Source organism: Pseudomonas sp. IT-93MI4, assembly GCF_949767635.1.
GTDB lineage: Bacteria > Pseudomonadota > Gammaproteobacteria > Pseudomonadales > Pseudomonadaceae > Aquipseudomonas > Aquipseudomonas putida_A.
In genome coordinates this window covers 349841-373515 of record NZ_CATKPP010000022.1, presented here as the reverse complement: position 1 = coordinate 373515, position 23675 = coordinate 349841, and the positions used below count along the sequence as shown (strand labels likewise).

Below are 23675 nucleotides of genomic sequence, written 5' to 3'. Positions count from 1 at the left end.
GCAAGATACGGACGCTGCCGGCCGATTGCAAAGATTAACGACCAAGCACCTGCCGGCACATCCAACACAACACTTGTGGGAGCGGGCTTGCTCGCGAAGGGGCCGGCACATCCAGCATTTTTCTCGACTGGACCGACGCCTTCGCGGGCAAGCCCGCTCCCACAGGGGTTTGTGTGTATTCACAGAGCCCCGCCGGACGGGAACCCCCTCGCATAGGCAAGCTGCCGGGTGGCCGGTATACTCCGGCGCAATTAACGCATTTTCAAGGATTTCGCCATGAAGCGCCTGATCTCTTCCCTTGCTGCGCTCGTCGCGGTTGCCTGCCTCGTTTCGGCCTGTGGTCAAAAAGGCCCGCTGTACCTGCCGGATGACGATCAGGACCCGGCCGAGCAAGCCCAGTCTTCGCAAAAGCAGCCGTCCAAAGCACACAAGCACGACGTTTACCAATAAGGGATCGCCATGGACGCTTTTAACTACCGTGGCGGGGAGCTGTTCGCGGAAGGTGTGGCGCTGTCCGCCATCGCCGACCGCTTCGGCACGCCCACCTATGTCTACTCGCGTGCGCACATCGAAGCCCAGTATCTGGCCTACGCCGACGCGCTGGCCGGCATGCCGCATCTGGTCTGCTACGCCGTCAAGGCCAACTCCAACCTCGGGGTTCTGAATGTCCTGGCCCGTCTCGGCGCCGGTTTCGACATCGTTTCCCGTGGCGAGCTGGAACGTGTACTCGCCGCTGGCGGCAGCGCCGACAAGATCGTGTTCTCCGGCGTCGGCAAGACCCGTGACGACATGCGTCGCGCGCTGGAAGTCGGCGTGCACTGCTTCAACGTCGAATCCACCGACGAGCTTGAGCGCCTGCAAGTCGTGGCTGCCGAGCTGGGTGTTCGCGCACCGGTCTCGCTGCGCGTGAACCCGGACGTCGACGCCGGCACCCACCCGTACATTTCCACCGGTCTCAAAGAGAACAAGTTCGGCATCGCCATTGCCGACGCCGAAGACGTGTACGTGCGTGCCGCGCACCTGCCGAACCTGGAAGTGATCGGTGTCGACTGCCACATCGGCTCGCAACTGACCACCCTGCCGCCGTTCCTCGATGCCCTCGATCGCTTGCTGGATCTGGTCGACCGCCTCGGCGACTGCGGCATCCACCTGCGCCACATCGATCTCGGTGGCGGCCTGGGCGTGCGGTATCGCGATGAAGAGCCGCCACTGGCCGGCGACTACATCAAGGCTGTGCGCGAGCGTCTGAACGGTCGTGACCTGGCGCTGGTGTTCGAACCGGGCCGCTTCATCGTCGCCAACGCCGGCGTGCTGCTGACCCAGGTCGAGTACCTCAAGCACACCGAACACAAGGATTTCGCCATCGTCGACGCGGCGATGAACGACCTGATTCGCCCGGCGCTGTATCAGGCCTGGATGGACGTCACCGCGGTCAAACCGCGTGACTCCGCTGCGCGCAAATACGACATCGTCGGCCCGATCTGCGAAACCGGCGATTTCCTCGCCAAGGATCGTGAGCTCGCGCTGGAAGAAGGCGACCTGCTGGCCGTGCATTCGGCCGGTGCCTACGGCTTCGTGATGAGTTCCAACTACAACACCCGTGGCCGTGCCGCTGAAGTGTTGGTAGACGGTGATCAGGTTTTTGAAGTGCGCCGCCGCGAAACCGTGGCCGAGCTGTTTGCCGGCGAAAGCCTGCTGCCGGAGTAACCCATGCTGCTGCGTTTTACCAAAATGCACGGCCTGGGCAATGACTTCATGGTTCTCGACCTGGTCAGCCAGCACGCGCATATTCAGCCCAAGCACGCCAAGCAATGGGGCGACCGGCACACCGGTATCGGTTTCGACCAGTTGCTGATCGTCGAAGCACCGAGCAACCCGGACGTGGATTTCCGTTACCGGATCTTCAACTCCGATGGCTCGGAAGTGGAACAGTGTGGCAACGGTGCGCGCTGCTTCGCGCGCTTCGTGCTCGACAAACGTCTGACGGCCAAGCGGCAGATTCGCGTCGAGACCAAGGGCGGCATCATCGAGCTGGACGTGCGTAACGACGGCCAGATCGGGGTGAACATGGGCGCGCCGCGTCTGGTGCCGGCGGATATTCCGTTCGACGCACCGGCGCAGGCCAGCAGCTATCAGCTGGAAGTCGACGGCACCACGGTCGAACTGGCCGCTGTGTCAATGGGCAACCCCCATGCGGTGCTGCGCGTACAGGACATCAACAATGCACCGGTGCATGAACTGGGGCCGAAAATCGAACACCATCCGCGCTTCCCGGCGCGGGTCAACGTCGGTTTCATCCAGGTCATCGACCGCAACCGCGCGCAGTTGCGCGTCTGGGAACGCGGGGCCGGGGAAACCCAGGCCTGCGGTACCGGCGCTTGTGCCGCTGCAGTTGCGGCCATCAGCCAGGGGTGGATGGATTCGCCGCTGTTGATCGACCTGCCCGGCGGGCGTCTGTCCATTGAATGGGCAGGCCCTGGCCATCCAGTGCTGATGACCGGCCCGGCAGTGCGTGTATACGAAGGACAAGTGCGTCTTTGAGTGAGCAGAAGCCATGACCGATAAGCCTCAGGTACCCGCCCGACAGTCCGACGAATCCGCGTCCGAGAGCCTGGAGGCGGCAGCGGTTGCCGCATACCTGGAGGCTCATCCGGACTTCTTCGTCGAGCACGAAGAACTGCTGCCCGCCATGCGCATTCCCCACCAGCGCGGTGACACCGTTTCGCTGGTCGAGCGGCAGATGAGCATCCTGCGCGACCGCAACATCGAGATGCGTCATCGTCTCTCGCAGTTGATGGACGTCGCCCGCGACAATGACCGGCTGTTCGACAAGACCCGTCGCCTGATTCTGTCGCTGATGGACGCGGCCAGTCTGGAAGACGTGGTGATCAGCGTCGAAGACAGCCTGCGCCAGGACTTTCAGGTGCCCTTTGTCAGCCTGATCCTGCTCGGCGACAACCCGGCACCGGTTGGCCGCTGGGTGACTCATGCCGACGCGCAAACCGCGATCGGCGGGCTGCTCACCGAAGGCAAGAGCGTCAGCGGCACTCTGCGAGAACATGAGCTGGACTTCCTGTTCGGCGAAGAACAGCGCAAGCAGATCGGCTCCACCGCGGTAGTCGCGGTCAGTCATCAGGGCATTCACGGCATTCTGGCAATCGCCAGCCGCGATCCACAGCACTACAAGAGTTCGGTCGGCACGCTGTTCCTCAGCTACATCGCCGAAGTCATGGGCCGCGTGCTGCCAAGGGTCAACAGCTCCCTGCGCTCGGTACGCTGAGCATGGAACGACAACTGGACGCTTACTGCGAACACCTGCGCAGTGAGCGACAGGTGTCGCCGCACACCCTGTCGGCCTATCGCCGCGACCTCGATAAAGTCCTCGGCTGGTGCATCAAGCAGAACATCGGCAGTTGGGCGGCGCTGGATATTCAGCGTCTGCGCAGCCTGATCGCCCGCCTGCATGCGCAGGGTCAGTCGTCACGCAGTCTCGCCCGATTGCTTTCAGCGGTGCGCGGGCTCTATCACTATCTGAATCGCGAAGGTCTGTGCGACCACGACCCGGCGACCGGTCTGGCGCCGCCGAAAGGCGAACGGCGCCTGCCGAAAACCCTCGACACCGACCGCGCATTGCAACTGCTTGAAGGCGCGGTCGAGGACGACTTTCTCGCCCGTCGCGATCAGGCGATTCTCGAATTGTTCTATTCCTCGGGCCTGCGCCTGTCCGAGCTGACCGGGCTCAATCTCGATCAGCTGGATCTGGCCGACGGCATGGTTCAGGTGCTCGGCAAGGGCAGTAAGACCCGCCTGCTGCCGGTCGGCAAAAAGGCCCGCGGAGCACTGGAGCAATGGCTGCCGCTGCGGGCCATGACCAACCCGGCCGACGACGCCGTGTTCGTCAGCCAGCAAGGCCGCCGCCTCGGCCCACGGGCGATTCAGGTGCGGGTGAAACTGGCCGGCGAGCGCGAACTGGGGCAGAACCTGCACCCGCACATGCTGCGGCATTCCTTTGCCAGCCACTTGCTGGAATCCTCACAGGACCTGCGCGCGGTGCAGGAATTGCTCGGCCACTCGGACATCAAGACCACGCAGATCTACACCCACCTGGACTTCCAGCACCTGGCGGCGGTCTACGACAGCGCCCACCCACGGGCCAAACGCAGCAAAGGCGACGATTCATGAACATCCAGTTGATCACCTTCGACCTCGACGACACCCTGTGGGACACCGCCCCGGTGATCGTCAGCGCCGAAGCGGTATTGCGCCAATGGCTGAGCGAACACGCGCCGAATCTGGGCGCAGTGCCGGTGGAGCATTTGTGGGGGATTCGTGAGCGGGTACTGGCCAGCGAACCGGGCCTCAAGCACCGCATCAGTGCGTTACGTCGGCGGGTGCTGTTCCACGCACTGGAGGAAGCCGGGTACGCCCACGGCGAAGCTGCGGATCTGGCCGACAAAAGCTTTGAAGTGTTCCTGCATGCGCGGCATCAGATCGAGGTGTTCCCGGAGGTCGAACCGACTTTGGAAATCCTCGCCAACCATTACGCACTCGGCGTGGTCACCAACGGCAACGCCGACGTGCGTCGGCTGGGCCTGGCGGATTACTTCAAGTTTGCCTTGTGCGCCGAAGATATCGGTATCGCCAAGCCGGATGTGCGGCTGTTTCACGAGGCGTTGCAGCGTGGTGGCGCCACAGCCGAAACCGCCGTACATATCGGCGATCATCCGGGCGATGACATTGCCGGGGCGCAACAAGCGGGCATGCGTGCCGTCTGGTTCAACCCGACGGGCAAGGTCTGGGAAGCCGAGCGACTGCCGGATGCTGAAATCCGCAGCCTGACCGATTTGCCAGCCGTGCTCGCACGCTGGAATGCCCTCTCCACCTGACGTAACCCCCTGTGGGAGCGGGCTTGCTCGCGAAGAGGCCGTGTCAGTCGACATACAATTTGAATGACACACCGCCTTCGCGAGCAAGCCCGCTCCCACAGGGGGTTGCGTGTATCCATGACCTCTTTGTTTCAGGCATGAAAAAGCCCGCAGCGACGGCGGGCTTTTTCAGCAAGCAGATAGCACGCCTCAGATAGGGCGGCTGCCGTACTTGTTGTCCGGCTTTTTGGGCGGATCGGCGACCACGTTGGCCTCCACTTCCTGCACCTTGCCGCCGCGCGCAAGGAATTCTTCCATGGCCTTGGCCAGGGCGTCGCGCTCCTTGTTCTTGGCTTCGATGCTCGGCAACTCGTCGACCGACACCGCAGCCTTGGCTTTGCCTTTGGCAGCCGGGGCCGGCGTATCGTCACCGCCATCGTCTTCAGCAACGTCTTCCGCTGCTGCTTCCAGACCGTCCTCGGCCTCGTCTTCGTCGCCTACTTCGAGGTCGTCGTTTTCCAGATCATCGTCGCTCATGTTCTACCTCATGACTTGCGAAAAGCAGATTAGTTATAGACCAGCTTTGGCGACTGTCGAAAGTCGCCGGAAAAAAATCGGTAACCGCGGGTGACCAACGGTTTACGCCCCTTCACCCTGCAGGGTGGCGAGGACTTTACGGGCACCGCCATGATCACGGTGCTCGCCCAGATAAACACCTTGCCAGGTGCCCAGTGCCAGTCGCCCTGCCGAAACCGGCAGACTGATCTGACAGCCAAGTACGCTGGCCTTGAAGTGCGCCGGGAGGTCGTCCAGGCCTTCGTCGTTATGCTCATAGCCGTCTGTTCCTTGTGGGATCAGACGATTGAAAAATCGTTCGAAGTCGCGACGGACCGCCGGATCGGCGTTCTCGTTGATGGTCAACGACGCCGAGGTGTGCTGCAGCCACAAATGCAACAGACCGACCCGGCACGCCTTGAGTTCAGGCAGGCCGGCGAGTAACTCGTCCGTTACCAGATGAAAGCCCCGGGGCCGTGCCCGCAGGGTTATCAGAGTCTGTTGCCACATACAGTTCTCCGCACGTTCGGGGCGCATTCTAGCGCGCTCTGGGAAAAAACAAAGGCCCTAATATTCCTGCAATGATGTAAGCGATTGGCCGCAGAAAAATGCCCGCCGTAAACACGACCAAAGCCGTACGAAAAATCCTTTCAGCCTTCCTTTCAATGACAAATTCCAGACAAAAAAATGCCCGGCGAACCGGGCAAGTTTTTTAATGCGCGTACTTACAGGTTGTAGCCGCGTTCGTTGTGTTGTGCCAGATCCAGACCCACCGACTCTTCTTCCTCAGTCACGCGCAGCCCCATCACGGCGTCCAGGACCTTGAGGATGATGAAGGTGACGATCGCGGTGTAGATCACCGTGAAGCCGACACCTTTGCACTGAATCCACACTTGAGCGGCGATGTCGGTGACGGTGCCGAAGCCACCCAGCGACGGTGCAGCGAACACACCGGTGAGGATCGCACCGAGGATACCGCCGATACCGTGTACGCCGAACGCGTCCAGAGAGTCGTCATAGCCGAGTTTGCGTTTCAGCGTGGTGGCGCAGAAGAAGCACACCACACCTGCCGCCAGACCGATCACCAGTGCACCCATCGGGCCCACAGTGCCGGCCGCCGGAGTGATTGCCACCAGACCGGCAACCACACCCGAGGCGATGCCCAGTGCGCTTGGCTTGCCGTGAGTGATCCACTCCGCGAACATCCAGCCCAGAGCCGCTGCTGCTGTTGCAATCTGAGTGACCAGCATCGCCATGCCGGCGGTGCCGTTGGCGGCTGCGGCGGAACCGGCGTTGAAGCCGAACCAGCCGACCCACAGCATCGCAGCACCCATCAGGGTGTAACCGAGGTTGTGCGGCGCCATCGGAGTGGTCGGGAAGCCTTTGCGCTTGCCCAATACCAGGCACGCAATCAGACCGGCCACACCGGCGTTGATGTGCACCACGGTGCCGCCCGCGAAGTCGAGTACGCCCCAGTCCCACATCAGGCCGCCGTTACCGGACCAGACCATGTGCGCGATCGGTGCATAGACGAGGGTGAACCAGATGCCCATGAAAATCAGCATCGCGGAGAATTTCATCCGCTCGGCGAACGCACCGACAATCAGCGCCGGGGTGATGATCGCGAAGGTCATCTGGAAGGTGATGAACACCGCCTCGGGGAACAGCGCCGCAGGGCCGGTCAGGCTCGAAGGCGTGACACCGGCGAGGAACGCCTTGCCCATGCCGCCGAAGAACGAGTTGAAGTTGACGACGCCCTGCTCCATGCCGGTGGTGTCGAACGCAATGCTGTAGCCATAAATGACCCACAGGATGCTGATCAGACCGGTAATGGCGAAGCACTGCATCATCACGGAAAGAATGTTTTTCGAGCGAACCATGCCGCCGTAAAACAGCGCCAGGCCCGGGATGGTCATGAACAGCACGAGGGCTGTCGAGGTGAGCATCCAGGCGGTGTCGCCGGAATTGAGGACCGGGGCCGCCACTTCGTCTGCCGCCATTGCAAGGCCGGGCATTACGATGGACAACAGGGCTCCTAGCCCTGCGAATTTACGCAGAGTCATATTGTTTTCTCCTGGGGCGTTGGGGTTTGTGGCGGCTTAAATCGCGTCGGTATCGGTTTCGCCGGTACGGATGCGGATCGCCTGTTCCAGATTGACCACGAAGATCTTGCCGTCACCGATCTTGCCGGTGTTGGCCGCTTTGGTTATCGCCTCGATAACCCGATCCAGATCCTTGTCGTCGATGGCCACGTCGATTTTCACCTTGGGCAGAAAATCGACCACATATTCCGCGCCGCGATACAGCTCGGTGTGACCCTTCTGCCGGCCGAAGCCTTTGACTTCAGTAACGGTAATGCCCTGCACGCCGATTTCGGACAGCGACTCGCGCACGTCGTCCAACTTGAACGGCTTGATGATGGCAGTGACTAGCTTCATGAAACTCTCTCCCGAATTGGTGGACTTGCCCCAGGAAAACAAACCCGACTCAAGTCTAAGCGCAGTGCCTGGCTTTGTAACGCATCGTCGGCCTTACCTGCCCGACTGACGCCAGCTAACCGCTGCCGGCGAAACTCCCCGTCCCGCCTGCCGCACTGCATTCGTCACAGCGACTGCATCAGTGCATGGGTCACTACCGACTAAGCAGAAAGCTTGCCATCTCGCCAAATTCCCCTGATTTCAAGCCCTTGGCCGCTGCCACAGGCGCCCGCGCAAAAAAGCCCCGACGGTTACGCACAACAACGGTGCGTTGCCGTCCGTCCGCTTGCGCGAAAAGCGTGCATCCGTGCCTGCGTCAATGACTATAGACACTGCGTGATACACTGCCCGCCACTGTTTACAGGACACATTCCATGCTCGCGCCCAAAGACTTCCTCGACGCCCTGAGCGGCACCGCCTCCCGCCTGTTCAGCGGCGACACCCCGCTGCCGAAAGCCGAAATCGAAAGCCAGTTCAAGATGCTGCTGCAGAGTGCGTTCAGCAAACTCGATTTGGTGAGCCGTGAAGAGTTTGACAGTCAGATGGTCGTACTGGCCCGCACTCGTGCCCGCCTCGAGAGCCTCGAAGCGAAAGTTGCCGAGATGGAAGCGAAGCTGACACCGCCTGCGGAATAACAATCCCGAGTAGAAATGCCTTCAAATTTGCGAAGAGAAGTTAAACCGCTCCTGCCAAGGCAGGAGCGGTTTCCGTCAAATCAATCCTTACAACGAATTATTCCAACGGTCTCGCAGAAACTCGTACAGGCGAAAAGCCCATAACGCGATTCTGACGAGGCGCCACATATGTTTAAGAAACTTAGACATACTTTGGCCCTCCTTGCGTGGGGCCAAACCTCCGATGCACTTTCCGGCGTACGAACACCTTCGGGACTACACGTGAGTATGTCCGCTAAGGCGGCCGGGTGTGGGTTCCTCAAATACTGCACCGGCACGGGTCTCACACCGTGTCGAGGAACATGAAGTCTTTGCGCTCCCGGCCACACTTCGCGAATACCCCATGAGTGGGCATCGTCATTGCGGACTTTATGACAGCCCTTAGAAAGCGATTTAAACAACTTGTATCAAGTCGTTATGAGGCACTATCAACGGGACCGTTGCCCCCCTTTCAAGCCCATCTGATACTTGCGCCAATGAGCAAACATGCATAACCTGATCGCACGTGAGTGTGTCCGCAAAGGATACGCAGGCCTTGGCCTCACCGAAGCCTGCAAACTGAAAACCGTCTCCTCAAGGCGGTTTTTTTTCGCCTCGAGATTGGTTGACCACTTTCCCGCAACATCCAGTGAAAGTTCGCCCCGCCTGATCGCCCTTCCCCAACTACCCTTAAAAAACCCGCAGGAAGCGGCTCCCGATTCAGCTCAAGGAACGACCATGTCCCTCTCCATCGTCCACAGTCGCGCCCAGATAGGCGTGGATGCTCCCGCCGTCACCGTCGAAGTCCATCTGGCCAACGGTCTGCCTTCGCTGACCATGGTCGGCCTGCCCGAGGCGGCGGTGAAGGAGAGCAAGGACCGGGTGCGCAGCGCGATCATCAATTCCGGGCTGCAGTTTCCGGCGCGGCGGATCACCTTGAATCTGGCGCCGGCGGACTTGCCCAAGGATGGCGGGCGCTTTGATCTGGCGATTGCCCTAGGGATTCTGTCGGCGAGTGTGCAGGTGCCGTGTCTGACGCTGGATGAGGTGGAATGCCTTGGTGAACTGGCGTTGTCCGGCGCTGTGCGGCCGGTACGCGGAGTGTTGCCGGCGGCGCTGGCGGCGCGCAAGGCCGGGCGGGCACTGGTGGTGCCGCGGGCGAATGCCGAGGAAGCATGTCTGGCTTCGGGTTTGAAGGTGTTTGCGGTGGATCATCTGCTGGAAGCAGTGGCGCATTTCAACGGGCATACGCCGGTCGAGCCTTATGTCTCGGACGGGCTGATCCATGCGGCGAAACCTTATCCCGACCTCAGTGAGGTGCAAGGACAGATGGCCGCGAAACGGGCGCTGCTGATTGCGGCGGCAGGCGCGCACAACCTGTTGTTCAGTGGGCCACCGGGAACCGGCAAGACCTTGTTGGCAAGTCGCTTGCCGGGGCTGCTGCCGCCGCTGTCCGAATGCGAGGCGCTGGAAGTGGCGGCGATTCAATCGGTCGCCAGCGGCGTGCCACTGACCCATTGGCCGCAACGGCCCTTTCGCCAGCCACACCACTCGGCCTCCGGGCCGGCGCTGGTCGGTGGCAGCTCGAAACCGCAACCCGGCGAGATCACCCTCGCCCACCACGGTGTGCTGTTTCTCGACGAGCTTCCGGAATTTGATCGCAAGGTGCTGGAGGTGCTGCGCGAGCCGCTGGAATCCGGGCATATCGTGATTGCCCGAGCCAAGGATCGCGTACGCTTTCCCGCGCGTTTCCAGTTGGTGGCGGCAATGAATCCTTGCCCCTGTGGATATCTTGGCGAGCCGAGCGGCAAGTGCTCTTGTACACCGGACATGGTGCAGCGCTACCGCAACAAGCTATCGGGGCCGTTGCTGGATCGGATCGATCTGCACCTGACGGTGGCGCGGGAAGCGACGGCGTTGAATCCGGCAGTGAAGCCAGGCGAGGACAGCGCCAGTGCGGCAGCCGTGGTGGCCGAGGCACGCGAACGCCAGCAAAAGCGTCAGCGTTGTGCCAATGCGTTCCTCGATCTGCCAGGCCTGAAGCGGCACTGCCAATTATCTACAGCCGATGAGAAATGGCTGGAGTCAGCCTGCGAACGGCTGACCTTGTCACTGCGCTCAGCCCATCGTTTGCTCAAGGTCGCCAGAACCCTGGCAGACCTTGAGCAAGTCGATGCAATCAGCCGTGAGCATCTGGCCGAAGCGCTGCAATACCGCCCGGCGACGCCTTAATGCTCGGTCAGATCCACCAGCGGCGCCTGTCGCACTTCGGTTTCACGCCCGGCCTGGATTTCGCTCACGCGCTTCAGCGCGTTATCCACAGCGCCTTTGTCTGCCAGCAGGCTGTAGCTGATCTGAAACTGTTGGCTGGCCTTTGGCGCAATGGTCGGCACCAGATTCAGCGGACGCTGATAGCGGCGGTTGTAGGAAAAGCTGGTGCCTGGCTCAAGGCCCGTGACATAGCCCTGCCCTTGGGTGTCGGTGTTTTTCCACAGGGAAAACACTGGCAGCTGTTGAGTATTGAAGCCAACAGAGACACCGAGGCTGCCAGCCTTGTTGTGCAAAACAGTCAGGGTTTCGCCTTTGGCGTCGGCGTAGGGCACGACGTTATAGACGGTTTCATCGTAGTCCTTGGTTGGACCGCGATAAATCTGCCAGTCCGCCAACTCGGCTTTGGCCTTGTCGTTGAATGGCGAGACCTGTTTCACCGGCGCCGCGAACCGCGCGCCCTGCTCAAGGAACGGTGTACTGAAGTTACTGTGATACAGCGCCTGGTATTCCTTCGGATAATCACCGTTGTTGGTCAGCGTATCGTTGAGGGCAAAGCGCACGCTGCCCGGCTCGGTGACCAGCTCAGTGACGACCGAGAAGTCGACTTTCTTGAACGCCTGTTCCTTCAGTTCACCGCGCAGACTGATGGCGTAGGGTGGTTTTTCATCGATGTGCAGCGTGACAGTGCTGGCCGGAATGTTCGCGGCGCGGCCGTGCAGGGTCAGCAACTCGCCATTGTCCATACCGGGATGGCCGACCCATTCGTAACCGCAGCGGGTCACCAACTCATTGAAGCCTTCCAGCCAGCCCAGGCCACCGCGTCCATTGAGTTCGATGAAGGCCGGGTTGACCACTTCCTTGACCGGCGAATCCCAACCCATGCGCACGTTGCCGACAGACGCCTGCAGGACATTCATGCCACGGGTCGGCACCACCGAGAGTTTCATCGTGCCGTTATCGATATCGACGATGCTGACACCTTCCTGTCGCCCGCCGTGCAAGGTGCGCAGGCTGACGGAGAAAGGCTTGTCGGTTTTCAACCCGAGCTGCTCACTGGTAATGCTCCAGTTTTGCGCGGGCTTGTTGGTATCGAGGAGTACGTAATCCCAGGCCATGGCGTGGGAAGCAGCAGAGAGTGCGCCGAATGCAACGGCGAGTTTGAACGGGGTCATGGCAGCAGCCTTTATTGGAGTTGTGCCATTTTTATAGCGTTGCGGAAACGTTTCAGCAAGAAAAGATGAGAGACATATAGGATGATTTGCCATGGATCGGCGGCGTTGCATTCGCGAGCAGGCTCGCTCCCACAGAGTATTCGGGTGCTCAAACGATTTATGAGCTACCCCGGAAACTGTGGGAGCGAGCCTGCTCGCGAAAGCGATATCAAGGCTGTATCAACGGAAGCGATCAACCTCGGAACGCAAATCCGCCGCCAGCTTTTCAAGCTCTTTGGCGGTGACCGCGAGGTTCGACACCACCTCACGCTGCTCACTGTTGGCCAGCGCAATGCTCTGCAGGTTACTGCTGAGCAAAGTAGCCGTGCTGCTCTGCTCCTGGGTCGCGGTGGTAATCGCGGCGAACTGCTGCCCTGCCGAACGGCTCTGCTCATCGATCCGCGCCAGCGCCGACGCCACGTTGGCGTTGCGCGACAGGCCTTCCTGCATCAGCAGATTGCCCTGCTCCATGGTGCTGATGGCGTTGCCGGTTTCCTGCTGAATGCTGTGAATCATCCCGGAGATTTCATCAGTGGCCTGACGGGTGCGCGACGCCAGGTTACGCACCTCATCGGCGACCACGGCAAAACCACGGCCCTGTTCACCGGCACGGGCCGCTTCGATGGCCGCGTTGAGCGCCAGCAGGTTGGTCTGTTCGGCAATCGAGGTGATCACACTGACAATGCCGCCGATTTCCTGGGAACGCTGGCCAAGGGTGTTGATCACGGTAGCCGTGGTGTTCAACGCGCCAGCGATTTGCTCCAGCGAGGAAGACGCTTCGTCCATGGAAGTACGACCGATCTGCGTCTGCTGAGCGTTTTCCTGGGCCAGACGCTGGGTGGCACCCATGTTGTCGGCAATGTTCAGCGAGGTGGCGCTGAACTCTTCAACTGCGCCGGCCATGCTGGTGATTTCGCCGGACTGCTGTTCCATGCCTTCGTACGCACCGCCGGACAAACCGGACAGCGCCTGGGCGCGGCTGTTGACCTCTTCCGAGGAGCGGCGGATGTGTTCGACCATCGTCGACAGCGCCTGGCTCATCTGGTTGAACGCGCGGGACAGCTGACCGATCTCGTCGTTGCTCGACACGTTCAGGCGCACGCTCAGATCACCGGCACCGAGAGCTTCGGCCTGACGCACCAGATCACTCAGCGGCGCCAGTTTGCTGCGCAGCAACCACACCACCGAACCCACCGCCAACAGCATCGCCAGCAGGCTGCCGATGGCCAGTTGCGTGCCGACGCTCCAGGTCACCGCGCGAATCTCGGCTTTCGGCATACTCGCCACCACCGCCCACGGCCCACCGTCAAATGGCACCGAAACGCTGTAGAAATCTTCGTTCTTGTCGCTCCAGAACTGCCCCTTGCCCGGGGTTTTCGCCAGGCCGCCGATCACCGTGACCGCCTGATCCAATGCCTGGACGCCCGCCGGGGCCACCAACCATCTGTTCTGCTCATCCAGCAACGCCAGCGAACCGGTCTGGCCGATGCGGAAGCGCTTGAGGTTGTCGAACTGGGCGTTCTGCGCATCGGTGTAATCAAAACCAACGAACAACACCGCAATCACTTTGCCGCTGCCATCGCGCACCGGGGTGTATTGGGTCATGTAGGAGCGATCAAACAGCAACGCGCGGCCGACGTAACCCTGACCCGCCATCAACTTCGCGTAGGCCGGGTGTGCGTGATCGAGCAGAGTGCCGATAGCGCGCGTGCCGTCCTGTTTGGTCAACGAGGTGCTGACCCGCACGAAGTCTTCGCCGCTGCGCACGAACAGCGTGGCAACGCCGGCGGTCATCTGCTTGAACTCGTCGACTTCCTTGAAGTTGTTGTTCAACACTTCGCTGCCCAAGTGCAGGCCCGGGGTCTGGGTGCCGGCGACGTTCACCGGTTCATCCGGGTGAATGCTCAGGCCCGCGCTGAAGCGCTTCTCGAACAGCCCGCTCAGGCGCTGGGTGCTTTCGCGCAGCGTGCCGTGGAAAGTGCTCAACTGGTCGGCCAGCAGCCGCGCCTCACTGGCGAGGTGCTCTTCACGGGTGGCGAGGTTGGCGGAATCCAGCGAACGCAGGGCGAACACCGTACTGCCGCTGATGACGATCGCCAGTATCACAGCGAGCGCGAGGCCCAGCTGCGAGGCGATCCGAGCGCGAGGTTGAGACATGGACAGCTCCTGGCCGAACTTGCCGATCCTCCTTGATCGCAGCTCGGATAATTTTCTAATGGGGGTGAATCGTGGATACCTGCACGGCGGTTCCACATGCACGTATTCGGCGGTAAAGCCGAATACTTGAGCGAACAGCAGGGTTATGGCACAAGGCCGGCATTGTGGCGGCTCTAACGTTTCAGCTCAAGCGCTTGACCACCGGCAACGCCATGGCTCGCACTTCGCCTTGCAGGAAGTCGCTGAGACGGCGCAAACGTTCACCTCCCGGACGGGTTTTTGGCCACACCAGGTAATAATTCAGTCCGCTGGCGACCGCGGTCGGCCATGGCAGGCTCAGTCTTCCTTGCGCCACATCTTCGGCGACCATCAGCAGATCGCCCATCGACACCCCGTAGCCTCGCGCCGCGGCAATCATGCCCAGCTCCAGGGTATCGAACACCTGTCCGCCCTTGAGCGAAACCTGATCGGACAGCCCCATATGTTCCAGCCAACTGCGCCAGTCGCGCCGGTCCGGGGTCGGGTGCAGCAACTCGGTGGAGGCCAACCGCGTCACATCCCAGGGTTGATCGTTCAGCAGGTTCGGCGCGCCGACAGGAATCAACTCCTCGGGAAACAGCAGGCTGGCCTCCCAGTCCGGCGGGAAGTGCCCATCGCTCAGCAGCACCGCGCAGTCGAAGGGCTCGTTGTTGAAGTCCACCGAATCCACGTCCATCCACGCACTGGTCAGTTGTACTTCATTGCCGGGCTGTAGGTGACGAAAACGGCTGAGCCGGGCCAGCAGCCAGCGCATGGTCAGGGTCGACGGCGCTTTCATGCGCAGGATGTCGTCTTCGGCGCGCAAGGTGTTGCAGGCGCGCTCCAGCGCCGCGAAACCATCGCGAATGCCGGGCAGCAGCAGCCGCGCCGACTCGGTGAGTTGCAGGTTGCGTCCGCTGCGGTGAAACAGCTTGCAGGCGAAATGCTCTTCCAGCGTCTTGATGTGCCGGCTGACTGCACTCTGGGTAATCGACAATTCCTCGGCCGCCCGGGTGAACGAGCTGTGCCGCGCCGCCGCTTCGAATGCGCGCAGGGCATACAAGGGAGGAAGACGACGGGACATACACAAAGCTCCTTTAGCGGCATCCGGCCACCCCGGCGAGGTTTACTCATGATGAGTTTTAATCATGCCACCCATCCTTTTTATCCTTTTGTGCAAACCCTGCCAAGCGCCGAGAATCGACGGTCTCTTGTTCCCTCTGATTAATGGGTGGTGATGACCATGCAGCATCCTGTGCGTACCGAACTCTGGGCCATCCTGCGGCTGGCGGGGCCGTTGATTGCTTCGCAGTTGGCGCACATGTTGATGGTGCTGACCGACACCCTGATGATGGCGCGCCTCAGCCCCGAAGCCCTGGCCGGCGGCGGACTGGGGGCAGCGAGTTATTCATTCGTGTCGATTTTCTGCATCGGTGTGATTGCAGCGGTCGGCACGCTGGTGGCGATCCGTCAGGGTGCCGGCGACATCATCGGCGCGGCACGCCTGACGCAGGCCGGGTTGTGGCTGGCGTGGCTGATGGCGCTCGGCGCCGGGTTGCTGTTGTGGAATCTGAAACCGGTGTTGCTGCTGTTCGGCCAGACCGAAACCAACGTCAACGCCGCTGGACAATTTTTGATCGCTCTGCCCTTCGCCCTGCCCGGCTACCTGAGCTTCATGGCCCTGCGCGGCTTTACCAGTGCGATCGGCCGGGCAACCCCGGTGATGGTCATCAGCCTCGGCGGCACCGTGGCCAATTTCCTGCTCAATTACGCGCTGATCACCGGCATGTTCGGCCTGCCGAAACTGGGGTTGACCGGCATCGGTCTGGTCACGGCAATCGTTGCCAACTGCATGGCGCTGGCCCTCGCCTGGCACATTCGCCGGCACCCGGCCTACGACGCCTACCCATTGCGCGCCGGCCTGTCACGGCCAAATCGTCAGTATCTGAAAGAACTGTGGCGTCTCGGCCTGCCGATTGGCGGTACCTATGCGGTGGAAGTCGGCCTGTTTGCCTTCGCGGCGCTGTGCATGGGCACCATGGGCAGCACGCAACTCGGCGCACACCAGATCGCTCTGCAGATCGTTTCGGTGGCGTTCATGGTGCCGGCGGGGATGTCCTACGCGATCACCATGCGCGTCGGCCAGCACTACGGCGCCGGGCAACTGAGCGATGCGCGGATGTCCGGCCGGGTCGGCATCGTTTTCGGTGCAGTGGTGATGCTGGGTTTCGCCATGGTGTTCTGGCTGTTGCCGAATCAGTTGGTCGGGTTGTTCCTTGATCACAACGATCCGGCCTTTGCCGAAGTGATTCGTCTGGCGGTGAGCCTGTTGGCCGTGGCGGCATGGTTCGAATTGTTTGACGGCACGCAGACCATCGCCATGGGCTGCATCCGTGGGCTCAAGGATGCGAAAACCACGTTTCTGGTCGGCCTTGCTTGTTATTGGTTGATTGGCGCGCCGGCGGCGTGGTGGATGGCGTTCCACCTGAACTGGGGGCCGACGGGCGTCTGGTGGGGCTTGGCGCTGGGACTGGCGTGCGCGGCGGTGAGCCTGACGCTGGCGTTTGAATGGAAGATGAAGCGGATGATTCAGCGCGAACCTCTGTCATCAAACCAGTACACAGTCGCTCAGGCAGACTGAGATTCCCTTGTGGGAGCGGGCTTGCTCGCGAAAGCGGTGGGTCAGGCAGCCTATGCTTTGACTGACACGACGCTTTCGCGAGCAAGCCCGCTCCCACAGGGATTCATGCCTAACCCGGAGATTGCGTTCAACTGACGATTTCGAGGGCTGGCTGCTGGCTAGAGCCGAAGGTCAGGTACTCCACCAGCTCGGCCAACGGCAACGGCCGGCTGATCAGATAACCCTGCACCTGATCACAGCCAAACCCGCGCAATAACTCCAGTTGTTCAGGCGTTTCCACCCCTTCCGCCACCACTTCCAGATGCAGGTTGTGCGCAAGGTTGATCATCGCGTGCACCAGTTTGCGATTCTCTTCGCGCTGCTCCATGCCGCCGACAAAGCTTTTGTCGATCTTCAGCAAGGTGATCGGCAGGCTGTTGAGGTGCACGAACGAGGAGAACCCGGTGCCGAAGTCATCCAGCGAGAAACGCACACCGAGACGGCCGAGGGCGTCCATGGTCTGTTTGACCAGATCGCTGCGGCGCATGACGGCGGTTTCGGTGAGCTCAAACTCCAGCCACTGCGCCTCGACCCCGCGCTCGGCAATCAGCCGGCTGAGCGTCGGCAGCAACTGGCTGTCCTGAAACTGGCGGAACGACAGGTTGATCGCCATGTGCAGCGCCGGCAGCCCGCGCTCGCGCAGTGCCTGCATGTCGCGCAACGCGCGGGAAATCACCCAGTAGCCCAGCGGCACGATCAGACCGCTCTGCTCGGCCAGCGGCACGAATTCGCTTGGCGGTAGCAGACCGCGCTCGCCATGGCGCCAGCGCACCAGGGCTTCGAGGCCGACGATCTGCCCGTCTGCCAGATTCAGCCGTGGTTGGTAGTGCAGCTCCAGCTCATCGCGGCGCAAAGCCCGGCGCAGCTCACTTTCGAGGTCGGCCATGCTCCGGGCGTTGCGGTTGATGCGTTCGTTGAAGATATGGAAGGTGCAGCCCTGCGTACTCTTGGCCTGCTGCATGGCAATGTGCGCGTGCCACATCAGTGGGTCGGCGCCACCCTGTGCACGGGCATGGGCGATGCCGAGGCTGGAGCCGATCAGCAGGCTTTCGCCATCGACCCAATACGGTTCGGCCAGGGCTTCGGTAATGCGTTCGGCCATCCACTCGGCGCGTTGCGGCGCGCGACGGGTGTCGATCAGCAGGGCGAATTCGTCGCTACCGAGGCGCGCCAGTTGATCACCGGCCTCGAGCTGACTTTTCAGCCGCGCGACGACTTGCAGGATCAACCGGTCGCCAGCCTGATGACCGAGGGCGTCGTTGGCGTGACGGAAGTTGTCGAGATCGAGATGCCCGAGGGCCAGACCACGGCCGTCGTTTTCCGCCAGGCGCGCCGCGAGCAGGGTCTGGAAGCCCTGGCGGTTGGCGATGCCGGTCAGAGGATCCTGTTCGGCCAGGCGTTGCAGGGTGTTTTCGAGGACGCCGCGTTCACGCACATGGCGCAGACAACGGCGGAGCATGCCGGCGTCGAGGGCGTCGAACACCAGCCAGTCGCTGACACCAACCGGCGCGGTGACCGGCTCGTGATCCAGCAGCAACACCGTCGGCAGGCTGCAACGGCCCGGGGCCGGCTGCAACGCGGGAACGGTCAACAACACCGCGTGACGATTGTCTTCGAACAGACTGCTGACCGACTCCCAGCTCGGCGCACTGATCAGCACCGCCGCGCTCCCCATCGGAGCCAGACACTCGCGCAATAACGCTGTCCACGCTGGCTCTTCGGCCAGTAGCAGCAAACGCAAGGGTTCGACAGGCGTAGACAAGCTAGCTCCCTAGACTCTGCAATGATGTGGGCGGGGCATTATGCCGTTGCGATGTTCAATGACAACGATTATCAGAACGTTATTTTGTGTCACGAATGAGAACATTAGCCGCAAAATCACCGTGTATCCTCCGCGAAAGTAACAAAACCGGCAAATTTGAATCGCGTGGTACGTCACAAGTCGGACAGAGCAGCACAAATCGCTGAGCCTGTTAAAATGCCGGCCCATTTCGTCAACGACTCCCGAATTTTCGTATGTCCCGACTCAATCCCCGGCAGCAAGAAGCCGTGAACTACGTCGGCGGCCCTCTATTGGTGCTCGCCGGCGCTGGCTCCGGCAAGACCAGCGTGATTACCCGCAAGATCGCGCACCTGATCCAGAACTGTGGCATCCGCGCCCAGTACATCGTCGCCATGACCTTCACCAACAAGGCTGCGCGCGAGATGAAGGAGCGGGTCGGCACCCTGCTGCGTGCCGGCGAAGGTCGCGGCCTGACGGTCTGCACCTTCCACAACCTGGGCCTGAACATCATCCGCAAGGAGCATGCGCGGCTGGGCTACAAACCCGGCTTCTCGATCTTTGACGAGACCGACGTCAAAGCCCTGATGACCGACATCATGCAGAAGGAATACGCAGGCGACGACGGCGTCGACGAGATCAAGAACATGATCGGCGCCTGGAAAAACGACCTGATCCTGCCGGCCCAGGCGCTGGAAAATGCACGCAATCCGAAAGAACAGACCGCTGCCATCGTCTACACCCACTACCAGCGCACGCTCAAGGCATTCAACGCGGTGGACTTCGACGACCTGATCCTGCTGCCGGTAAAGCTCTTCGAAGAGCACGCCGACATTCTCGAAAAGTGGCAGAACAAGGTGCGTTACCTGCTGGTCGACGAATACCAGGACACCAACGCCAGCCAGTACCTGCTGGTGAAGATGCTGATCGGCAAGCGCAATCAGTTCACCGTGGTGGGTGACGACGACCAGTCGATCTACGCCTGGCGCGGCGCACGGCCGGAAAACCTGATGCTGCTCAAGGATGACTACCCGTCGCTGAAAGTGGTGATGCTCGAGCAGAACTACCGCTCCACCAGCCGCATCCTGCGCTGCGCCAACGTGCTGATCTCGAACAACCCGCACGAATTCGAAAAACAGCTGTGGAGTGAGATGGGCCACGGCGACGAGATCCGCGTGATCCGCTGCCGCAACGAGGACGCCGAAGCCGAGCGCGTGGCCATGGAAATCCTCAGCCTGCACTTGCGCACCGACCGCCCGTACAGCGATTTCGCGATCCTCTATCGCGGCAACTACCAGGCCAAGCTGATCGAACTGAAGTTGCAGCACCACCAGGTGCCGTACCGCCTGAGCGGCGGCAACAGCTTCTTTGGCCGTCAGGAAGTGAAGGACCTGATGGCCTACTTCCGCCTGATCGTGAACCCGGACGACGACAACGCCTTCCTGCGAGTGATCAACGTGCCGCGCCGGGAAATCGGCTCGACCACCCTGGAAAAACTCGGCAACTACGCCACCGAACGCAAGATCTCGATGTACGCCGCGACCGACGAAATCGGCCTGGGCGAACATCTCGACAGCCGCTTCACCGATCGCCTGTCGCGCTTCAAGCGCTTCATGGACAAGGTGCGCGAGCAGTGTGCCGGCGAAGACCCGATCTCGGCGCTGCGCAGCATGGTCATGGACATCGACTACGAGAACTGGCTGCGCACCAACAGTTCCAGCGACAAGGCTGCGGACTACCGGATGAGCAACGTCTGGTTCCTCATCGAGGCCTTGAAGAACACCCTGGAAAAAGACGAAGACGGCGAAATGACCGTCGAGGACGCCATTGGCAAACTGGTCCTGCGCGACATGCTCGAGCGTCAGCAGGAAGAAGAGGACGGCGCCGAAGGCGTGCAGATGATGACCCTGCATGCGTCCAAGGGCCTGGAGTTCCCTTACGTGTTCATCATGGGCATGGAAGAGGAAATCCTCCCGCACCGCTCCAGCATCGAAGCCGACACCATCGAAGAAGAGCGCCGCCTGGCCTACGTGGGCATCACCCGCGCACGCCAGACCCTGGCGTTCACCTTCGCCGCCAAGCGTAAACAGTACGGCGAGATCATCGATTGCGCGCCAAGCCGCTTCCTCGATGAGCTGCCGCCGGACGACCTGGCCTGGGAAGGCAACGACGACACACCGACCGAAGTCAAAGCCGTGCGGGGCAATAGCGCATTGGCTGATATACGCGCGATGTTAAAGCGCTAGAATTGACCACTTTTTACTAGACCTTCGGCGCACAAAGCGCCAAATGAGGACAGCTTCATGGAAGCATTGCACCAGAAAATTCGCGAACAAGGCATCGTGCTTTCCGACCAGGTCCTGAAAGTCGACGCCTTCCTGAACCACCAGATCGACCCGGCCCTGATGAAGCTGATCGGCGACGAATTCGCCACGCTGTTCAAGGATTCGGGCATCACCAAGATCGTCACCATCGAAGCCTCGGGCATCGCTCCGGCGATCATGACCGGTCTGAACCTCGGCGTGCCGGTGATCTTCGCCCGCAAGCAACAGTCCCTGACCCTGACAGAAAACCTGCTGTCGGCGACCGTTTACTCGTTCACCAAGAAGACCGAAAGCACCGTGGCCATCTCGCCGCGTCACCTGACCAGCAGCGACCGCGTGCTGATCATCGACGACTTCCTGGCCAACGGTAAGGCTTCGCAGGCGCTGATCTCGATCATCAAACAGGCTGGCGCCACCGTCGCCGGTCTGGGCATCGTGATCGAGAAGTCGTTCCAGGGCGGCCGTGCCGAGCTGGATTCGCAGGGCTACCGCGTTGAATCGCTGGCCCGCGTGAAATCGCTGAAGGATGGCGTTGTCACCTTCATCGAATAAACCAGCAGCACCGCAATACCCCTGTGGGAGCGAGCCTGCTCGCGAATGCTTAGGGTCAGTCGACATCTTGGTTGACTGATACACCGCTTTCGCGAGCAGGCTCGCTCCCACAGTGGGTTTTGCGGTGGGCGGTTACTGCGCGGTGGCTTTGAGGCCGGTGAGCAGCAGACGTTGGAACAGGTCTTCTTTCAAGCCTTCCGGGTTGGTCAGTTGCATACGTTCAAGGTGCTCGGGGAACGTCGAAGCCTCTGGCGCATCCAGCGCAGCCTTGCCCAGCTCCAATATCTCGCTCAGCTTGAACTTGCTCTTCAGCCAGCTCAGCGCCCGCAGCAGATCCCGCTCGATCGCGGTGAAATCACAGCCCAGCGGATATTCCGGAAACAGGTTCGGATGCTTCGCGGCAATCGCCTGCAAACGTTGCGGGGTGTTGTCGGCAAAGCGAGGATCGAGGCGGAAATCCTTCGGCAGTTTGCCGACCTTCTGCGCCTGTTCGATCAGCCCCGGTTGAAAGCGTGAATCGCTGATGTTCAGCAACGACTCGATTACCACCGCATCGGTCTTGCCGCGCAGATCGGCAATGCCGTATTCAGTGACCACGATGTCGCGCAGGTGCCGTGGAATCGTGCAATGTCCGTACTCCCAGACGATGTTCGAGCTGACCTCGCCGCCGGACTCGCGCCAGCTGCGCAGGATCAGAATCGAGCGCGCATCGTGCAGCGCGTGGCCCTGGGCGACAAAATTGTATTGCCCGCCAACACCGCTGAGCACCCGCCCGTCTTCCAATTGATCGGCCACACCGGCGCCCAACAGCGTCATGGTGAACACGGTGTTGATGAACCGGGCATCGAGGCGCTGCAAGCGCTTGAGCTCTTCCTGCCCGTACAGCTCGTTGATGTAGCTGATGCGGGTCATGTTGAATTCGAGGCGCTTGCTCAGCGGCAGCTCGCGCAGGCGCTCGTAGAAACTGCGCGGGCCGAGGAAGAAGCCGCCGTGCACCGAGATGCCATCGGTCTGCGCCGACTCATCGAGGGTGCCGGCGTTGGCCTGCTCCTGAGTGTGCACGTCGGGGTAGACCTTGCGCCGGATGATCCCGGCATCGGCCAGCACCAGCAGGCCGTTGACGAACATTTCGCTGCAGCCATACAGGCCTTTGGCGAATGGCGCGGTACCGCCCTCGCGCTCGATCAACTGCGCCCACTGGCTGAGATTGATGTCGTTGAGCAAGGCTTGGTAACCGGCGTTGTCCGCCTGCCGCGCGAGCAATGCGGCCGTGAGCGCGTCGCCCATCGAACCGATGCCGATCTGCAAGGTGCCGCCGTCGCGCACCAGCGTACTGGCGTGCAGGCCGATGAAATGATCCTGAAAGCCCACCGGCATGTTCGGCGTGGAAAACAGCGTGCTGCTGTCCTTCGCGTCGATCAGCAGGTCGAAGGTGTCGATATCGACTTCGGCATCGCCGGGCATGTACGGCAGATCGGTGTGCACCTGACCGACCAGCAGAATGGTCTCCCCGGCGTCGCGACGTTTGGCGATCATTGGCAACAGGTCGAGGGTGATGTCCGGGTTGCAGCTCAGGCTCAGGCGATCGGGATGTTCGCTGCTGCTGGCGAGCAATTGCGCCACCAGATTGAGGCCGGCGGCATTGATATCGCGGGCGGCGTGGCTGTAGTTGCTGCTGACGTAATCCTGCTGGGCCGGCGCGCTGTTGAGCAGGCTGCCGGGCTGCATGAAGAACTGTTCGATACGGATGTTGGCGGGCAGGCTGTCACGCTGCAGATCGGCGAGGAAATCGAATTCGGGGTAGTCGCCGAACACGCGCTCGACGAAGGGTTCGATGAAGCGGTTCTGCAGACCGTCGCCCAGCGTCGGCCGCCCCAGGCACAGCGCGGTGTACATCGTCAGCTGTCGTTCGGGCAAGTCCTTGATCCGCCGGTACAGCGCGTTGACGAAGTGATTGGGCTTGCCCAGCCCCAGCGGCATGCCCATATGGATATGCGCCGGCAGACGTGCAAGCACATCGTCCACTGCCTGTTCGATCGAACACAACTGCACCATCTGAAGCCTCCTGCCCGTTCCGTGAATAGGGGTAGACCGAGCTTGCCTCGACTTTGCTGCAAAGGACAGCGAAAGCC

At 61.3% G+C, this 23675-nt stretch carries 20 protein-coding genes; 11 read left to right on the top strand and 9 right to left on the bottom strand.

What is annotated here, in order from left to right; genetic code table 11:
* The first annotated feature begins 276 nt into the window (after positions 1-276).
* The 6 genes from lptM to ACM6I7_RS13460 are packed head-to-tail and all read left to right on the top strand — an operon-like array spanning position 277 to position 4886.
* A complete protein-coding gene (gene lptM / locus ACM6I7_RS13485; protein ID WP_007911098.1) occupies positions 277-450 on the top strand; it encodes an LPS translocon maturation chaperone LptM in 174 nt (57 codons plus the stop codon).
* Positions 451-459: 9 nt separating this feature from the next.
* On the top strand, positions 460-1707 hold the full coding sequence (gene lysA / locus ACM6I7_RS13480; protein WP_027610442.1) for a diaminopimelate decarboxylase: 1248 nt from the start codon (positions 460-462) through the stop codon (positions 1705-1707).
* Positions 1708-1710: 3 nt separating this feature from the next.
* Positions 1711-2541, top strand: a complete 831-nt coding sequence (gene dapF / locus ACM6I7_RS13475) for a diaminopimelate epimerase (RefSeq protein ID WP_027610441.1) — start codon at positions 1711-1713, stop codon at positions 2539-2541.
* A gap of 13 nt (positions 2542-2554) precedes the next feature.
* Positions 2555-3280: a DUF484 family protein gene (locus tag ACM6I7_RS13470; RefSeq protein ID WP_097089519.1), complete on the top strand. Its 726-nt coding sequence runs from the start codon at positions 2555-2557 to the stop codon at positions 3278-3280.
* 2 nt (positions 3281-3282) lie between these two features.
* Positions 3283-4182 (top strand): tyrosine recombinase XerC, encoded by a 900-nt coding sequence (gene xerC, locus ACM6I7_RS13465; RefSeq protein WP_333989201.1) that lies wholly within the window; start codon positions 3283-3285, stop codon positions 4180-4182.
* Entirely contained in the window at positions 4179-4886 is a 708-nt protein-coding gene (locus ACM6I7_RS13460; protein ID WP_096796104.1) for an HAD family hydrolase, read from the top strand. Before xerC ends, ACM6I7_RS13460 begins: the two co-directional genes overlap by 4 nt.
* A gap of 189 nt (positions 4887-5075) precedes the next feature.
* On the opposite strand, the gene sutA is transcribed toward ACM6I7_RS13460, so the two are convergent.
* The 4 genes from sutA to glnK form a co-directional block, all read right to left on the bottom strand.
* Entirely contained in the window at positions 5076-5402 is a 327-nt protein-coding gene (gene sutA, locus ACM6I7_RS13455) for a transcriptional regulator SutA (protein WP_007951900.1), read from the bottom strand.
* A 102-nt stretch (positions 5403-5504) separates the two neighbouring features.
* Positions 5505-5930, bottom strand: a complete 426-nt coding sequence (locus tag ACM6I7_RS13450) for a secondary thiamine-phosphate synthase enzyme YjbQ (protein WP_414888719.1) — start codon at positions 5928-5930, stop codon at positions 5505-5507.
* Positions 5931-6145: 215 nt separating this feature from the next.
* Positions 6146-7483 (bottom strand): ammonium transporter, encoded by a 1338-nt coding sequence (locus ACM6I7_RS13445; protein WP_027610437.1) that lies wholly within the window; start codon positions 7481-7483, stop codon positions 6146-6148.
* A 36-nt stretch (positions 7484-7519) separates the two neighbouring features.
* Positions 7520-7858 (bottom strand): P-II family nitrogen regulator, encoded by a 339-nt coding sequence (glnK, locus tag ACM6I7_RS13440; RefSeq protein ID WP_002555808.1) that lies wholly within the window; start codon positions 7856-7858, stop codon positions 7520-7522.
* A 413-nt stretch (positions 7859-8271) separates the two neighbouring features.
* On the opposite strand from glnK, the gene ACM6I7_RS13435 reads away from it, so the two are divergent.
* Together ACM6I7_RS13435 and ACM6I7_RS13430 are read left to right on the top strand one after the other, a co-directional pair.
* Entirely contained in the window at positions 8272-8532 is a 261-nt protein-coding gene (locus ACM6I7_RS13435; RefSeq protein ID WP_007920416.1) for an accessory factor UbiK family protein, read from the top strand.
* Positions 8533-9288: 756 nt separating this feature from the next.
* A complete protein-coding gene (locus ACM6I7_RS13430; RefSeq protein WP_096796103.1) occupies positions 9289-10782 on the top strand; it encodes a YifB family Mg chelatase-like AAA ATPase in 1494 nt (497 codons plus the stop codon).
* Here the strand turns inward: ACM6I7_RS13430 and ACM6I7_RS13425 are convergent.
* From ACM6I7_RS13425 to ACM6I7_RS13415, 3 genes are all read right to left on the bottom strand, one after another.
* A complete protein-coding gene (locus ACM6I7_RS13425) occupies positions 10779-11993 on the bottom strand; it encodes an aldose 1-epimerase family protein (RefSeq protein WP_096796102.1) in 1215 nt (404 codons plus the stop codon). The two genes, ACM6I7_RS13430 and ACM6I7_RS13425, sit on opposite strands and share 4 nt — an antisense overlap.
* Before the next feature lie 219 nt (positions 11994-12212).
* Entirely contained in the window at positions 12213-14189 is a 1977-nt protein-coding gene (locus tag ACM6I7_RS13420) for a methyl-accepting chemotaxis protein (protein WP_096796101.1), read from the bottom strand.
* A 181-nt stretch (positions 14190-14370) separates the two neighbouring features.
* Complete coding sequence (locus ACM6I7_RS13415) at positions 14371-15291, bottom strand: LysR substrate-binding domain-containing protein (protein WP_166495229.1); 921 nt, start codon at positions 15289-15291, stop codon at positions 14371-14373.
* Between the two features lie 159 nt (positions 15292-15450).
* On the opposite strand from ACM6I7_RS13415, the gene ACM6I7_RS13410 reads away from it, so the two are divergent.
* Positions 15451-16848 carry a NorM family multidrug efflux MATE transporter gene (locus ACM6I7_RS13410; RefSeq protein ID WP_027610432.1) on the top strand — a complete coding sequence of 466 codons (1398 nt, stop codon included), beginning with the start codon at positions 15451-15453 and terminating at the stop codon, positions 16846-16848.
* Positions 16849-16975: 127 nt separating this feature from the next.
* On the opposite strand, the gene ACM6I7_RS13405 is transcribed toward ACM6I7_RS13410, so the two are convergent.
* Entirely contained in the window at positions 16976-18649 is a 1674-nt protein-coding gene (locus ACM6I7_RS13405; RefSeq protein ID WP_097089513.1) for a putative bifunctional diguanylate cyclase/phosphodiesterase, read from the bottom strand.
* 254 nt (positions 18650-18903) lie between these two features.
* On the opposite strand from ACM6I7_RS13405, the gene rep reads away from it, so the two are divergent.
* Both rep and ACM6I7_RS13395 read left to right on the top strand, forming a co-directional pair.
* On the top strand, positions 18904-20913 hold the full coding sequence (gene rep, locus ACM6I7_RS13400) for a DNA helicase Rep (RefSeq protein WP_027610430.1): 2010 nt from the start codon (positions 18904-18906) through the stop codon (positions 20911-20913).
* Positions 20914-20970: 57 nt separating this feature from the next.
* Positions 20971-21543, top strand: a complete 573-nt coding sequence (locus ACM6I7_RS13395; protein ID WP_003229440.1) for a xanthine phosphoribosyltransferase — start codon at positions 20971-20973, stop codon at positions 21541-21543.
* Between the two features lie 132 nt (positions 21544-21675).
* Here the strand turns inward: ACM6I7_RS13395 and ACM6I7_RS13390 are convergent, their stop codons facing one another.
* Positions 21676-23598, bottom strand: coding sequence for an acetyl-CoA hydrolase/transferase C-terminal domain-containing protein (locus ACM6I7_RS13390; RefSeq protein WP_414888718.1), 1923 nt, complete (start codon positions 23596-23598; stop codon positions 21676-21678).
* Positions 23599-23675 lie beyond the last annotated feature (77 nt).

What these genes read in the sequence shown, in the direction of transcription:
- lysA (WP_027610442.1), top strand. Translation starts at nt 460, where the DNA reads ATGGACGCTTTTAACTACCGTGGCGGGGAGCTGTTCGCGGAAGGTGTG.
- ACM6I7_RS13420 (WP_096796101.1), bottom strand. Translation starts at nt 14,189, where the DNA reads ATGTCTCAACCTCGCGCTCGGATCGCCTCGCAGCTGGGCCTCGCGCTC.
- ACM6I7_RS13450 (WP_414888719.1), bottom strand. Translation starts at nt 5,930, where the DNA reads ATGTGGCAACAGACTCTGATAACCCTGCGGGCACGGCCCCGGGGCTTT.
- ACM6I7_RS13430 (WP_096796103.1), top strand. Translation starts at nt 9,289, where the DNA reads ATGTCCCTCTCCATCGTCCACAGTCGCGCCCAGATAGGCGTGGATGCT.
- ACM6I7_RS13410 (WP_027610432.1), top strand. Translation starts at nt 15,451, where the DNA reads ATGCAGCATCCTGTGCGTACCGAACTCTGGGCCATCCTGCGGCTGGCG.
- glnK (WP_002555808.1), bottom strand. Translation starts at nt 7,858, where the DNA reads ATGAAGCTAGTCACTGCCATCATCAAGCCGTTCAAGTTGGACGACGTG.
- ACM6I7_RS13390 (WP_414888718.1), bottom strand. Translation starts at nt 23,598, where the DNA reads ATGGTGCAGTTGTGTTCGATCGAACAGGCAGTGGACGATGTGCTTGCA.
- ACM6I7_RS13460 (WP_096796104.1), top strand. Translation starts at nt 4,179, where the DNA reads ATGAACATCCAGTTGATCACCTTCGACCTCGACGACACCCTGTGGGAC.
- ACM6I7_RS13395 (WP_003229440.1), top strand. Translation starts at nt 20,971, where the DNA reads ATGGAAGCATTGCACCAGAAAATTCGCGAACAAGGCATCGTGCTTTCC.
- ACM6I7_RS13470 (WP_097089519.1), top strand. Translation starts at nt 2,555, where the DNA reads ATGACCGATAAGCCTCAGGTACCCGCCCGACAGTCCGACGAATCCGCG.
- ACM6I7_RS13445 (WP_027610437.1), bottom strand. Translation starts at nt 7,483, where the DNA reads ATGACTCTGCGTAAATTCGCAGGGCTAGGAGCCCTGTTGTCCATCGTA.
- lptM (WP_007911098.1), top strand. Translation starts at nt 277, where the DNA reads ATGAAGCGCCTGATCTCTTCCCTTGCTGCGCTCGTCGCGGTTGCCTGC.
- xerC (WP_333989201.1), top strand. Translation starts at nt 3,283, where the DNA reads ATGGAACGACAACTGGACGCTTACTGCGAACACCTGCGCAGTGAGCGA.
- ACM6I7_RS13435 (WP_007920416.1), top strand. Translation starts at nt 8,272, where the DNA reads ATGCTCGCGCCCAAAGACTTCCTCGACGCCCTGAGCGGCACCGCCTCC.
- dapF (WP_027610441.1), top strand. Translation starts at nt 1,711, where the DNA reads ATGCTGCTGCGTTTTACCAAAATGCACGGCCTGGGCAATGACTTCATG.
- ACM6I7_RS13415 (WP_166495229.1), bottom strand. Translation starts at nt 15,291, where the DNA reads ATGTCCCGTCGTCTTCCTCCCTTGTATGCCCTGCGCGCATTCGAAGCG.
- rep (WP_027610430.1), top strand. Translation starts at nt 18,904, where the DNA reads ATGTCCCGACTCAATCCCCGGCAGCAAGAAGCCGTGAACTACGTCGGC.
- ACM6I7_RS13425 (WP_096796102.1), bottom strand. Translation starts at nt 11,993, where the DNA reads ATGACCCCGTTCAAACTCGCCGTTGCATTCGGCGCACTCTCTGCTGCT.
- sutA (WP_007951900.1), bottom strand. Translation starts at nt 5,402, where the DNA reads ATGAGCGACGATGATCTGGAAAACGACGACCTCGAAGTAGGCGACGAA.